This is a genomic window from Allopontixanthobacter confluentis, from assembly GCF_009827615.1.
Taxonomy (GTDB): Bacteria; Pseudomonadota; Alphaproteobacteria; order Sphingomonadales; family Sphingomonadaceae; genus Allopontixanthobacter; species Allopontixanthobacter confluentis.
In genome coordinates this window covers 547,882-560,274 of sequence record NZ_WTYU01000001.1, presented here as the reverse complement: position 1 = coordinate 560,274, position 12,393 = coordinate 547,882, and the positions used below count along the sequence as shown (strand labels likewise).

Here is a 12,393-nt window from a genome sequence, read left to right as displayed (position 1 = left end):
CCAGTTAACGCCGCAGAAGCCATTCTTCCTTCCTTTCCGACCTAACGCCGCAAGGAAAAATATTTCGCTCATTTTAATGTTCGAAACATACGCCATCGCCGCGCACCAGACGCTAAGGTTATCTCCGTAATCCATCCGCCGAAGAACAGCGCGAGCGGGCCGCCAGGCTTCAACCCATGGCTATTTGCCGCACCAGTCTGCCGCTAAACGCTCCGCACTTGGCAGGGCGTCCGCTACCCTTTGCTTGGCTCAGGCCCTAAAGTTCTTCCCTTAGGCCAACACGGTTGAGCGGCCGGACGCGTTGGTTTGTCGGCCCACGAGGTGGGTTCCTGGTTGAAGTGATTGTGGATGTACGTGTTAACCGACACGAACTTATGTGAGCTTTCCATGCACCGGAGTACAACCTTCACCAGCCGAAGCGAGGAGCATTGCGCCGATTGGTCCGGCGTCTTCCATCAGTTTGGGGAGGACGAGAGTGGCCTTGCTCCGCGCCGTGTCGAAATCGCCCAGATAGCCGGCCAGCAAGTCGGGCAGGATCCGGCCTGCCTGTTCCAATATCGCAGGCTGGCCAATCGCAACCCCGCCGCCGATCACGATGCGCTGCGGTGAATGGGTCAGGATCAATATCGCGAGGAGCTCCGCGAGATCACGCGCAACTTGCACCCACCTTGCATCGTCCGGACCACAGGTGGCGGGATCGCAGCCAAATCGCGCGGCTAATGCAGGTCCGCTGATCAGACCTTCGATGCAGTCCTTGTGAAACGGACAGTTTCCCGCAAAAGCATCACCCGCCGCCCGGCGTGTTCGGATATGTCCAACCTCAGGATGGAGGACACCGTGAACCGGAATTCCCTCTACCAATATACCGCCGCCAAGCCCCGTGCCAATGGTCAGATAGATCACATTGGCGCATCCCTGTGCGGCGCCGAGCCTGTGTTCTGCAAGTGCTGCCGCGTTCACATCGGTATCGATGTTGATGGGTAAGTCCTGCCTGATCCGTGCGGGACCGACGACGTCTGCGCCTGACCAGCCGGGCTTGGGCGTCGCAAGTATGGTGCCGTAATCCGCTGCGCGCGGATCGACCCTGATCGGCCCGAAGCTGGCGATGCCGACTGCCATGATCCGGCTGATTGCATCAAATTCGCGGAGCGCGGCAGAAACCTGTGCGAGAGTTTCGTGCGGCGATGTGGTGGGAAAGCGTATGCGTTGCTCGATCCGTCCTTCGGTTCCTGCAACAACCAGCGTCTTTGTCCCGCCCAGTTCAATCCCGGCGACCCGCATGTGCATCAGCCTTTCACAAGTCTGGCGTGAGTGCCATCCAGTTCAATATGCAGAAACGGAGCGAAAGTCCCGCCGAACCGCTCGCGCCGCCCCTCGAATTCGGTTTTCGCCGGATTTTCAGGGCGCCAATAATCGACAAAGCTGGTCACACTCAGATCGGGCAGGACCCACCAGCTATAGGCCTGCGTTGGCCGCTCCGGCGGATTTGCAATCACCAGGCCGTGACCATTGAGAAGATCCCACGGGCCTTCCAGGCTTGCAGCAGTTGCGCCGTACAGGCCAGTTGGCGCATTTATCCCGGGGGCAAAAACACCGCGCTGCGTGGACCAGAAGAGATACAGCCGCCCTGCCGAACGGACGATGTGCGGCCGTTCAAGTTCATTATTGATCCCGGTCGCAGAGATCAGTGGCGGCAGCAGTTGATAAGCACCCGCTTCATCAGCCTTGGCGATACCGATTACGCCATCGTGTGTGCCCGGATTTTGCGCCGAGGAGCCTGTGAACAGCAGGTAATCTGCCCTGCCTTGATCACGGAAGAAGGCAGGGTCGCGAAACGCCTTGATCTTGCCCGGCTCGCCCTCGTCCTGATTGGCAGGACGATAAAGCGCGCCATCTGCCTGCACCATCTCGCGCGGCTGGGACCAGGCCCCGAATGGCTGTTCAACCGAGGATAGCAGTTCTGCGGACGTCGCGAAAATTCGCTGGTGAAAGGTGGTGGTGGCTTCGCCCTTCCTGCCCGTCGCAGTGAAAAAAAGTGTTACTCGGCCGCGTTCGCATAGCGCGGATCCGGACCATAAACGGCTGCCGGGAGACAGGCCTTCAGGCAGGGTTTCACCAAGATGTTCGAAACGATCATCAACGCGGCGGAAATGGTGGATTCTGGCCAGATGATGCCGCTGTTCTGGATCGGCCGAACGAGGAACAGCCAGTGCGAACCACAATTCCGCGCCGCGCCAATGGACAGGGTTACCCAGAGCATCGGCTAAGGGCCAGGCATCCCAGACATCAAGCTGATCCGATACTAGCTGTATTTGGGCTTCGGAGATGATCGGAGCGTATTCGATGGCGCCGCCGCTCAGCAGGTTCAGATCCGCTGCCCGCCAGCTTTTCGTGACCACGCTTTTACCGTCCGGCTGATCGTGGTTGGATACAGGAGTCGCACGCATGGTTTATCCAACAAGAGTAAAACGGGCAGGCGGCACATATGGCGCCGCCTGCCCTGCAAGGTCATGGTTTCTAGAAATCGAGGCGGACAGAAGCAGAGATTGTCCGGCCAGCGATTGATCGGGCGCGGATGATGTTGTTACCCGGGATTGAGCCCTCTTCCGATTCCGTAAAGCCAGTGGTGTCGAACAGGTTTGTCGCATTGAGCGAGAATTCAATGTCCTCGACTGGACGGACGGCGAGAAACGCATTCACCTGAGTATAACCGGGCAAAACCAGGTCGTTATTGTCCTGCGCGAAGCTTTCAGTCGTGCCCACGGCGTTCACGCCAACAGTGAAGAAGTCGCTGTCATACTGTGCTGATCCCTGGAAGATCAGGTCTGCCTGACGGCGCGGCGTATTACCGATCAAAGCGGCATTGGTGTCGTTCTTGATTTGCGCATCGGTCCAGGTCGCGCCAGCTGAAAGGGAGAATGGTCCCATCCGGTAGCGGCCTTCCAACTCCACCCCATATGCCTCGAACTCGCGCACGATGACTTGCAGCGGGGCGATCTCGATGTTGTTTTCCGCAGTCTTCGCAAAGAAGCCCGTGGCATAGAGGCCCAGCCCACCGCTACGGTATTTGAAGCCACCTTCGAGCTGCTTCACGTCGGCAATCACACCGTCTTCAGAAGGGATTGAGCCGTCAATCACGCTCACGGCAGGCGAAAACAGCGCGCGGTCGGCAATATGGCGGCCGCCATCGCTGTACCGGGCAAAGACCGACAGATCGTCGGTCAGCAGATAATTGGCGCCGACCGAGAAGGACAAATAGCTGAAATTGTAATCAACCGGGGCGGCCGACCCGGCAGGGATGATGCTGGTCTCCGCTTCGGCGGGGTCAATGCTGTTGTCATTGTTGAAATCAAACGATGTGACACCGTTGCCAAAGCCGGTATCGGCGCCGGAAATAGACCCCTTGGCATTGCCGAAATCATACCGGATGCTGCCGTCCAGCGTCAGATTGCCCGCTTCAAAACCCAGCGATACAAATGGCGCATATGTTTTGTAGGTGACATCATAGTTCCGGCGGCAGCAATTGCCGAAGAAGCTGGCGCCAAAGCCTACGGTGCCATTCTGGGTGACCAGATTGCCGCCAGCATCCTGAACATCGATCAGAACGGAATTGCCGCCTCCTTCGGTAGTTTGCAGGAAAGAAGTCCACAGCCAGTCCGTATCGATCTTCTGACGCGACCCATAAAAGCCAGCGGTGAATGCAACGCTGTTGCCGCCAAGATCAAATTCGTTCGACAGGCGCAGATCGTTGGTCATGTTATCGAGATTGTTCAACCGGGTGTTGAACAGTACGACACTGGTGATCAGCCCGTTCCCGCCAAGCGACGCGGGGTCGGTAATCTGCTGACCGCTGGCAGGGCCGCTGGCGAAGAACAGGTTCGATCCGGCCCCGCCAACTCCATCGGCAACATCCTGGGCGTTACCAACGCTGGCCGGGAAAGGCGAAGTGAAACCGCCGCTGTTTGCCGCATATCGGAAACGCTCGGTCATGACCCAGCCGCCGCCGAAATCAACTTCTGCCTCAAGGCCGACGGACTTTGAAACTACACTCAAACCATCACGCATATTATAGCTGCGCGGATTATTGTCTCCGTCCAGTGTCAGGGAATTGGTGATGAAGCGCGATTGCAGTGCCGCTGTACGAACGTCGAAGTTCGGGATGCTGCTATAGTCCGGATCGCTACCGGTACCGGTTACCATCACCGGATAGGGTAAGATGGTGGCCGTGCTGTCGTCGAGATATTTGCCGTAAACGCGGACATAGCCACCAGAGAATTCTTTGGTCAGGTTCGCTTTGATCTGGCCACCTTTCGACCCTCGGTAGCCAAGATCGCGGGGGCCTTCACCCACCCGTGCATAGCCCCCGACATGGAAATATGTATCGGGCCCGATGGATTTGCCCGCATCGAAGTCGACCCGGTAGCTGTCATGATCCAGCCCCGCCGTGAAGGCGAACGCGCCGCCCTCTTCACGTCCAGTCTTGGAAATGAAGTTGATCACCCCCCCAGGTGCGTTCGATGCGAAGGTTGATGCAGACCCGCCGCGAACTGCTTCGACGCGGCCGACATTGCGGTCGGCGCGAAGGAAGTTATCAGCGTTGCCAAAAATGATATCGCCAAATTCAAGGACGGGCAGACCGTCTTCCTGAAGCTGGATATAGCGCGCACCACCGGTCGACACTGGCAGACCGCGAATGGCGATATTGGCGTTACCTTCACCGCCAGATGCTTCCGAACGGATGCCGGGAAGCTGGCGGATAAGATCTGCAGAAGAACTCGGGTTCAGATCGGCAATGGCATCAGCATCAATCGAGCTGACTGAAACAGAACTCTCCAACTGGTTCTGGCCGCGCGCAACTGCGGTGACCACAATCATGGTATCGTCGGCTTCTTCGTTTGCTGCTGCTTGCTGCGAAGCGGCATCCTGTGCGATCGCCGGTGCGGCAAGTCCTGCAAAAGCCATGACGGAAAAGGCAGCACTGCCCTTCAAAACATTAAGAAATTTCATCGGAATCTCCTCTCCCAGGAAATATGCATCGACCGCTTTGGTGCGATTCTTCCTATCGGCTACGGTTCATTACAAACGATTGCAAGAAGAAATTTGCAATCGTTTGTAATTTGGCATAGGCACTTGCCCATACGCACTTGGGAGAGTGGAATGTCTGATGGGAACGGCGGTATTGCAGCTGATGCAGCGGCCATGAGCAAGCCTCGATTATCGCTGCTTCGGATTGTCGAAATGAACATAGGCTTCTTTGGCCTGCAGTTCAGTTTCGGCCTGCAGCAAGCCAATATGGGGCCAATCTACGGCTTCCTGGGTGCAGACGAAGCGACCATGCCGTTGCTGTGGCTCGCCGGCCCCATGACCGGACTGCTGATCCAGCCCCTGATCGGAGCGATGAGCGACCGTACGAACACGCGCTTCGGCCGGCGGACCCCCTATTTCCTGATCGGCGCGATCATCTGCTCGATCAGCCTCTTGTTTATGCCCTACAGTCCCACGCTGTGGGTGGCAGCATCGCTGCTGTGGATCCTGGATGCGGGCAACAACATCACGATGGAACCATACCGCGCATATGTCGCAGACCGTCTGCGGCCCGACCAGAGATCGGTCGGCTTCCTTACACAAAGCGCATTTACCGGCCTGGCGCAGACCCTGTCCTATCTCGCCCCATCGCTGCTGACGGCCTTCGTCGCATCCGACGTATTGGACAGCAACGGCATACCTGTGATCGTCAAGATCGCCTTCATCATTGGGTCCATCCTGTCGATCTCGACGATCCTGTGGTCGATCATCCGGGTGCCGGAATTGCCATTGACTGATCAGGAGCAATCCCTCCTCGAAGAACATCCGCTTACTGTGTCGAGCGCCTTGAAAGATATCGTTGCCGCTATTCGGGATATGCCAAAACCGATGCGGCAACTGGCGCTGGCAATGCTGTGCCAATGGTACGGAATGTTCGTATACTGGCAGTTTATCGCCTTCGCCCTGTCGCGCTCGCTTTATGGCACCAGCGATACGGCATCGGCCGGGTTCAGAGATGCTGCGTTGACCGCGCAGCAGATCGGCGCGTTCTATAATTTCATCGCTTTCCTGAGCGCGCTCCTTCTGATCCCGGTTGTACGCAAATTCGGGGCGCGTTCCGCCCATGCCTTCTGTCTCACCGCATCGGGTGCGGCGATGGTGCTGATCCCCGGGGTGGATGAAAAAATCTTCCTGTTCGGCTTGATGTTCGGCATCGGCATAGGCTGGGCCGGGATGATGGGTAATACCTATGTCATGCTCGCCGATTCAATTCCGCCAGAACGCAATGGTATCTACATGGGCATCTTCAACATGTTCATCGTCATCCCGATGCTGATCGAGACGTTGACCATGCCGCTGATTTACCAGCCGCTGCTTGGCGGCGATCCGCGCAATGCGATCATGCTGGGCGGCGTGCTGATGATCCTGGGCGCTGCCGCCACTCTGTTTGTCGACGCCGGAAAGCCAGTGCCCAGAACAATGCAGCCGGCAGAATAGGCACGGCCCTGGTTGGCATGCCGGCAATCCACACTATAGCGTAGGAACACTTACTGCAGCGACATTGGGGCCAGAGCTGAAAACCGACGATCCGACCGACGCAAAGCGTAAAGTCCGCACCTTGGCCGACCTTGCAAAAATTGCGGGCGTGTCGACCGGTACCGTTTCGCGCGCCCTGGCCGGCAAGGAGCTCGTGAACCAGAAAACCCGCGACCACATCCAGGCACTTGCCCGCGAACACGGGTTTCGCCCCAATCAAATGGCCAGCAATCTGCGCACGCAGCGGACCGGAGTCATTCGGGTCGCCATTCCATTGGGGCATGACCGCCGCCAGCATATCTCCGATCCATTCTTCATGACCCTGCTGGGGTATCTGGCGGACGAATTGACCGAGGGTGGCTATGATCTGATGTTGTCGCGCGTCATACCAGATCAGGACCCCGACTGGCTGGACCGGATGACCAATTCCGGAATGTCCGACGGGACAATCGTGATCGGTCAGTCTGACCAGTTCGAATTGATCGAACATGTCGCGCAGGAATATCTCCCGCTGGTCACATGGGGTAATTACCGCAAGGGCCAGACACATTGCGTGGTTGGTAGCGACAACCTTCTGGGCGGGCGCCTCGCAGCAGAAAAACTGGTTGCAAGCGGCGCAAAAAAGATCGCTTTTTTTGGTGATACGATGGGCATCGAAATCGCCAGCCGGCTGGAGGGCGCCCGAAATATTGCAGAACTGGTCCACTTTCCGACGCATCTGGCGGTTGACGAGATGGATACAGACATCGCCAGAAACCTTGCGTCCATGGACCCTGCGATCGACGCGATTATTGCGGCATCAGATCTGATCGCCATGGCGTGCATACGGCAATTGCGCGAACGCGGCGTCGATGTGCCTGGCGCAATGCAAATAATCGGCTTTGATGATCTACCCTCCGCCAGTGAGATGTCGCCGCCGCTAACGACCATCAAGCAGGATTTCGCTGTCGGAGCAGCGGCCATGGTCGATATTCTGAAACGGCGGCTGGCCGGCGAAAAAACCGGCAGTGTGGTCATGCCTCCGCGCTTGGTGGAAAGAGGTACGACGCGTCCGGGTTAATGCTTCATCGACTGAAATATCGAAGGACGCTACCGCAACAGGGCCACAACAGAAATGCGTCGGCACGACCAGCGTCACACTCCGAAAGATGAAGTCGGTTGAGAATTTCCAGTTTTCTAAACCTTGACGGTCAGATAATCGCTTGGCGTCCTGCGGAAGAAAAAATGCTCCACCAGCCCAATTTCCGCACGTCATCTCTGGCGGAGTGCACGGCATCTTTCAGGAAATGAACCTACTGTCGCTAATCACGCAAACGCGTCGATAGCAGACTGTCTGGCATTAACGTCAATCGGGCAAAAACGGACAGTCAGGAAGCGAACTAATTGCGGACCTGCAGAACTCTGATATGTGCGGACGTATGGAAATTATTGGCTATATTCTTCTTGGTCTTGGACTTGTTATTGCTTTTGGCAATTTGACCGGCGGTGGACTGGATCGCCCCTCAATGGCCAACGGTCGATTGGTATTCGCAATTATGATAGCGGCCATTGGGGCATGGCTTCTTTGGGGTTGAAAGCGTGAACAGAGCTTTCCCAATCACGGATAGACTTTGAGCCTCAATTTTATGCCGGTGCCGGCTTGCCGTCCATTTCTCACTGCTTAGCATTAACTTTTGCCGCCTTGAAAGTTGCCGGTCTGGGGCGCTCAGCAAAATCTGCAGTTCCGGGCAAAACGACAAAGCCGTCATACGAAGTGCCGTCATACGAAGTCCTGACAATTGCGGACTTTAGCTCGCGACTGGTCGCACTTTCCGTGCTGGCAGCGAGCAGGCGGCCAAGCCTAGAAACAGCACTCCGCCAATGATGACCTGAGGTTCCGGCAGAACCAGCCAAGCCGCCGCGAAGAAGCAGCTCATAGCTATGTTGATCAGAGCCACGAACAGCCGGCTGCGCAGCCCTGTCTTTCCAAACCCATCGAAATTCGCGGCGGCGGCCACCACAATGGCCAGGCCGGAACCAACGAACCATAGCGCGTCGATCGTCCAGTTGGGATAGGCCAGAGGCGTCAGTGCGAGATGTGCCGCACCCAACAGCCCGGCAGCAATCGCCAATGCCCGCCCCAGGGTCTGGATACGCATCAACCAAACTCCCGCTGAGCGCTAATGAGACGAGAAGCGGCAACCGCGACCAGCAACGCCACCATTAAAATAAAGAGATCCTCCACAATCAGTGCAAAATAAAGATCTGCCATGGGAGTTGGAAGGCTGCCCAGCCTGATCGATAGTGCAACGGCCGCCAGCACGGCGATCAATGGCGTGGCCAAGCTAATTGTCGCACGGTATCCGAACCTCGCCGTAGCAAGAGCGCCAACCACGAATAACAGCGCGATTGTATAGGCCGCAGCCTCCAGGACAGATGCGTCGGTCACCGACATGCGCCCTGCGAAACGGATGTTCATCGCGGCCCACCCCATCGCTCCTCCGATCAAAATTCCGCGGACAATTCGGTGTAGGAAGCGTGGCGAAACCATGCGCTCTCTGAAAGCGGCGACAATGCATCCTGCGGCGAAAAGTGCGCGCTCGGCTTCGGGGACGTGATCAATTTCGGCAGCCATCGCCGTGAACCATACCTTGCGCTCGGGTGGCGCGATTTTGATGGCGAGCGCGAGCAATCCGCGCGCGCGTGATTTCAACCTCGAAGTCATGTTGCAAATCCCTTGGCTTGTAGTGGAGTGCGCGCATTGCCGGGCGGATTGTCCCGGGCAAGCACCAACCCGGACGGGGTCAGACAGTAAGCATGACGGGGCGGACGCCCCTCGTGCGGCGAAGGAACCCATCGCGCTTCGAGGTTACCCTGATCGCAGAGACGGATCAGCATCGGATAAAGCGTTCCTGACGCGAGGCCGGTCCGCTCCATCAAGTCATAACCGTAATGCCACTCGCGGGGCTGTTCGAGCAGCGCCGCCAAAACGGCACGGGTCTGTCTGGAGATGTTGGAGCGTCTAGCCATCCAACTGATCTACATATGTAGAGTTTCTAATGCAAGCATGCTGATTGGGTTTATTTGCACAATGGTGCAATTTGATCGACGCTTAAGAAAATACCTCGCTCAGGCATTTTGATCGTCACGATATTGCTGCCATCCAACACGCACTTGCCGCGGTTCAAATTGAGCTATCGTGGCGCACAGGGCGACCTTGACTGGGCGCGGCTCTCGGCAACGGCAATTCCAAACCAAGAACGGCGGCCATTTCGGCGGATCTAGTCGCGACTGCCCCGTTCGGTCTTATCGAGCGGTCAAGTTTGTGCGCTCTGGTAAACGCATGCCAGTCCACGCTGGTGAACTGCAAGTCTCCCGCTCGGCTCGAAGAACGCGAAAAAATGCGTAGTTCCGGAAACGCCCGGAAATCGGCCAAAATTCAAGATACTGACCAGAAAGCTTTTACGTCAAAGCGTACGCAGTGAAAAGACTTTATTGTCTCACAACAATCAGTTGTAGTGGGACAAAAAAGACTTGTCGTTTCAGTCACAGATTTGCGCCATTTCGGCAGGTCGAATAGACAATAGAGTTTGTCCACTTTCCCGCTTTCTCGGACATTTTGTCGATTGAGGGTCTGATTACAGGCAGGATTGCGACAATAGAAACTTTCCATTACTCGATAATCAATCAGCGTTGAATATCGTTGTTTTTCAATGTACTACGAATCCTTGGAACTTCTGAAAGGCATAGAAACAGGCCACCCCCCCTTCACAAGAAAGCTCAATCTAAGGGCGCGCCCAAATTGCCCTTGCCGCAACGACGCGTCCGTCGATCAATCGGACTTCTGGCGGCGGCGCCAGCTTCAGCGCTGGTTGGGATTGGCATCTACCATCCACCAGATCGAACAGATAGACTTGGACAAGGGCACCGGATCGAGCCGTCAACAACTGGAGCCTCGTCAAGCGATCCGATCCAATGCGGGGATACAGCGGAATACGTAACGAGGCATCCTTCAAGGCCGGTCAGTCGAAATATAGCACCGCCAAATTCAAAAAGCATTGAAAGTATGGAGCGCTCGGCCCGCTCCGCGCCGAGGTCGAGGGCCGGCGCAGTCCGATTGGCTGATGTTCGGCGAGCCAATGCTCTCTTTCTTGCGTCAAAAGCCCGTCTTCGTTCCACAGCATGGTATAGACCGCACAATCGGGCTCGCCCAGCGCCTCAAGTCGGTCCGGCCGTGTTTCCAGGATATGGAATTCGACCGGAACATCGACGAGGTTCGTGATGATTTACTCGCACTTAACGGGTATTTTAGATGTTCCTGGTGCACCCTTTTATGGGCACCGACAAGTATCGTCGGGCGAAGCCAACAGCGATCAGCTCAATGCTCTGCACTTGCCACCCTCCGCGGTAAGGTCGAGCCGTCAGCCCCAGGTTGCCAAGTCGAGCGGCTCGCAACCGGACAAGCTGGTATCCTAAAAACTTTTTGAATGCTCCCGGTTAAGACATTTTCCCAGATACGTCCGAGCAACGCGTCTGCTTGTGAAACATAAGCGCTCGTGCGCTACAATGCTGTATCCTCGATCAGTCAACAGGGCAGCACGGTTATACCTCGAACTTATGGTTGCAAATATTGCGGTTTTTTTCGAAACTGATACACGATCTCGAATGAAAAACTCTCCAAAACCGCGCTCGATTGACGCGTTTCAGGCCACTAAAACACGCATCGAAGGGATACATAACCTTTCTGATTCGTTAAGGCGGGCATTGGTGGATGCTGATAGATTGGGGCTGACCAAGGTTGGCATTCACATTCAAGATGCATGGACATCTTGCGAGGCCGCGAAGCTTGAGAATGCAGACAATAAAGAGGGTTGATAAGGAGGCATAAAATGGGCTCCCAAAACTTGGACGATGACATCTTGGCATCTCTCACCGAGCGTCAAGTTGCAGTCCTTGAGCTTAACTCGGTGAGGAAACCCTTGAAGGTCATCGCTCTTGAATTGGGAATTTCCCAAGCGAGGGTCAATCAGCACATCAAAACTTTGAAGGAAAAACTTAAGGTCAATACGTTGAACGAATTGGCGGATTGCTATCGTGTTTCGATGGAAAAAAGCCCCTATAGAAAACCTATATATAGCAAAAATAGAGTTCCGGCATGTCAGATATCCGGCGAACAAGGAGCCAAGGACGCCGCTGGCCATTTTGTCTTACACGATAGCATTCCATTTGGGATGCAAGCACCGTGGGAGACGAAAGTGGGTGAGCGCATAGTCCCGGGGATGCTCGACGGAGATCATGCGGTCACGGCAAGGCTGTTCCTCGTAGTGTTCATCGCGCTCGGCTTACTAGCTTCAGTTGCGTTGATCATCACGGTGTACATGTCGCTAGATGCTGCTGTGAACGATGTGGTTTACGTCTCTCCTAATTCTGATCAACCTGCCGATTGAGCGTCGGGGGCTTGGAGACCTGAGATGACAAAATCGCTACTAGATAACGCGCTTATGATTAAAAAACTGATCCGTGAAACCGAAGCTGTGCTTGATGAAGCCACAGAATTGGGAGCAAGGCTTAAGCAGGCGATGGTTCAAGCGAGGCAGCATCCAGATGTCCCCGTAGCAAGTGGTCAGAGCGCGCTATTGCGACTTGCAGAGGTTGAGCGACACGTCCTTCAAGCTTCTAGTCAGATTTTCCGCGTCCACTCTGAACTCAGCACATTGGCGCCCGAGGTCGGGATTTTGGACGAATATGTTCCGACAGTAACCAAACCCGGCGCATTCCAATTGCCTGAAGAACGCATTGCCGCGTGACATCACCCTTGGTGCCCGCGATTTGAACTGCAACTAATGGATCCCG

General features: G+C 55.9%; 12 protein-coding genes. 6 read left to right on the top strand and 6 right to left on the bottom strand.

Features of this window, described 5'->3' with window-relative positions; translation table 11 throughout:
- Positions 1-372: 372 nt before the first annotated feature.
- From GRI44_RS02585 to GRI44_RS02575, 3 genes are all read right to left on the bottom strand, one after another.
- Positions 373-1,287, bottom strand: coding sequence for an ROK family protein (locus tag GRI44_RS02585; protein ID WP_160599896.1), 915 nt, complete (start codon positions 1,285-1,287; stop codon positions 373-375).
- Entirely contained in the window at positions 1,287-2,447 is a 1,161-nt protein-coding gene (locus GRI44_RS02580; protein WP_160599895.1) for a glycoside hydrolase family 68 protein, read from the bottom strand. Before GRI44_RS02580 ends, GRI44_RS02585 begins: the two co-directional genes overlap by 1 nt.
- 70 nt (positions 2,448-2,517) lie before the next feature.
- On the bottom strand, positions 2,518-5,007 hold the full coding sequence (locus GRI44_RS02575; protein WP_160599894.1) for a TonB-dependent receptor domain-containing protein: 2,490 nt from the start codon (positions 5,005-5,007) through the stop codon (positions 2,518-2,520).
- 150 nt (positions 5,008-5,157) lie between these two features.
- On the opposite strand from GRI44_RS02575, the gene GRI44_RS02570 reads away from it, so the two are divergent.
- From GRI44_RS02570 to GRI44_RS02560, 3 genes are all read left to right on the top strand, one after another.
- Positions 5,158-6,522 carry an MFS transporter gene (locus GRI44_RS02570; protein WP_232842953.1) on the top strand — a complete coding sequence of 455 codons (1,365 nt, stop codon included), beginning with the start codon at positions 5,158-5,160 and terminating at the stop codon, positions 6,520-6,522.
- 64 nt (positions 6,523-6,586) lie between these two features.
- Complete coding sequence (locus tag GRI44_RS02565) at positions 6,587-7,621, top strand: LacI family DNA-binding transcriptional regulator (RefSeq protein ID WP_160599893.1); 1,035 nt, start codon at positions 6,587-6,589, stop codon at positions 7,619-7,621.
- Positions 7,622-7,979: 358 nt separating this feature from the next.
- The gene (locus GRI44_RS02560) at positions 7,980-8,135 is read left to right on the top strand and encodes a hypothetical protein (RefSeq protein WP_160599892.1); all 156 of its coding nucleotides are present in this window, start codon (positions 7,980-7,982) and stop codon (positions 8,133-8,135) included.
- Positions 8,136-8,348: 213 nt separating this feature from the next.
- Here GRI44_RS02560 and GRI44_RS02555 read toward each other — a convergent pair whose 3' ends face one another.
- From GRI44_RS02555 to GRI44_RS02545, 3 genes are read right to left on the bottom strand one after another with little or no spacing between them, the layout of a single operon-like run.
- Positions 8,349-8,699 (bottom strand): hypothetical protein, encoded by a 351-nt coding sequence (locus GRI44_RS02555; RefSeq protein WP_160599891.1) that lies wholly within the window; start codon positions 8,697-8,699, stop codon positions 8,349-8,351.
- Entirely contained in the window at positions 8,699-9,265 is a 567-nt protein-coding gene (locus GRI44_RS02550) for a hypothetical protein (RefSeq protein WP_160599890.1), read from the bottom strand. Before GRI44_RS02550 ends, GRI44_RS02555 begins: the two co-directional genes overlap by 1 nt.
- Positions 9,262-9,570: a PadR family transcriptional regulator gene (locus tag GRI44_RS02545; RefSeq protein ID WP_160599889.1), complete on the bottom strand. Its 309-nt coding sequence runs from the start codon at positions 9,568-9,570 to the stop codon at positions 9,262-9,264. The genes GRI44_RS02550 and GRI44_RS02545 overlap by 4 nt, the downstream gene beginning before the upstream one ends.
- Positions 9,571-11,205: 1,635 nt before the next feature.
- Between GRI44_RS02545 and GRI44_RS02540 the strand changes: the two genes are divergently transcribed.
- Genes GRI44_RS02540 through GRI44_RS02530 form a run of 3 tightly spaced genes read left to right on the top strand, consistent with a single transcriptional unit; the run spans position 11,206 to position 12,347 of the window.
- On the top strand, positions 11,206-11,415 hold the full coding sequence (locus GRI44_RS02540; protein WP_160599888.1) for a hypothetical protein: 210 nt from the start codon (positions 11,206-11,208) through the stop codon (positions 11,413-11,415).
- Between the two features lie 14 nt (positions 11,416-11,429).
- Positions 11,430-11,987 carry a LuxR C-terminal-related transcriptional regulator gene (locus GRI44_RS02535; RefSeq protein ID WP_160599887.1) on the top strand — a complete coding sequence of 186 codons (558 nt, stop codon included), beginning with the start codon at positions 11,430-11,432 and terminating at the stop codon, positions 11,985-11,987.
- Positions 11,988-12,011: 24 nt separating this feature from the next.
- Complete coding sequence (locus GRI44_RS02530; protein ID WP_160599886.1) at positions 12,012-12,347, top strand: hypothetical protein; 336 nt, start codon at positions 12,012-12,014, stop codon at positions 12,345-12,347.
- Positions 12,348-12,393: the final 46 nt, after the last annotated feature.

What these genes read in the sequence shown, in the direction of transcription:
- GRI44_RS02585 (WP_160599896.1), bottom strand. Translation starts at nt 1,287, where the DNA reads ATGCACATGCGGGTCGCCGGGATTGAACTGGGCGGGACAAAGACGCTG.
- GRI44_RS02580 (WP_160599895.1), bottom strand. Translation starts at nt 2,447, where the DNA reads ATGCGTGCGACTCCTGTATCCAACCACGATCAGCCGGACGGTAAAAGC.
- GRI44_RS02575 (WP_160599894.1), bottom strand. Translation starts at nt 5,007, where the DNA reads ATGAAATTTCTTAATGTTTTGAAGGGCAGTGCTGCCTTTTCCGTCATG.
- GRI44_RS02570 (WP_232842953.1), top strand. Translation starts at nt 5,158, where the DNA reads ATGTCTGATGGGAACGGCGGTATTGCAGCTGATGCAGCGGCCATGAGC.
- GRI44_RS02560 (WP_160599892.1), top strand. Translation starts at nt 7,980, where the DNA reads ATGGAAATTATTGGCTATATTCTTCTTGGTCTTGGACTTGTTATTGCT.
- GRI44_RS02555 (WP_160599891.1), bottom strand. Translation starts at nt 8,699, where the DNA reads ATGCGTATCCAGACCCTGGGGCGGGCATTGGCGATTGCTGCCGGGCTG.
- GRI44_RS02550 (WP_160599890.1), bottom strand. Translation starts at nt 9,265, where the DNA reads ATGACTTCGAGGTTGAAATCACGCGCGCGCGGATTGCTCGCGCTCGCC.
- GRI44_RS02545 (WP_160599889.1), bottom strand. Translation starts at nt 9,570, where the DNA reads ATGGCTAGACGCTCCAACATCTCCAGACAGACCCGTGCCGTTTTGGCG.
- GRI44_RS02540 (WP_160599888.1), top strand. Translation starts at nt 11,206, where the DNA reads ATGAAAAACTCTCCAAAACCGCGCTCGATTGACGCGTTTCAGGCCACT.
- GRI44_RS02535 (WP_160599887.1), top strand. Translation starts at nt 11,430, where the DNA reads ATGGGCTCCCAAAACTTGGACGATGACATCTTGGCATCTCTCACCGAG.
- GRI44_RS02530 (WP_160599886.1), top strand. Translation starts at nt 12,012, where the DNA reads ATGACAAAATCGCTACTAGATAACGCGCTTATGATTAAAAAACTGATC.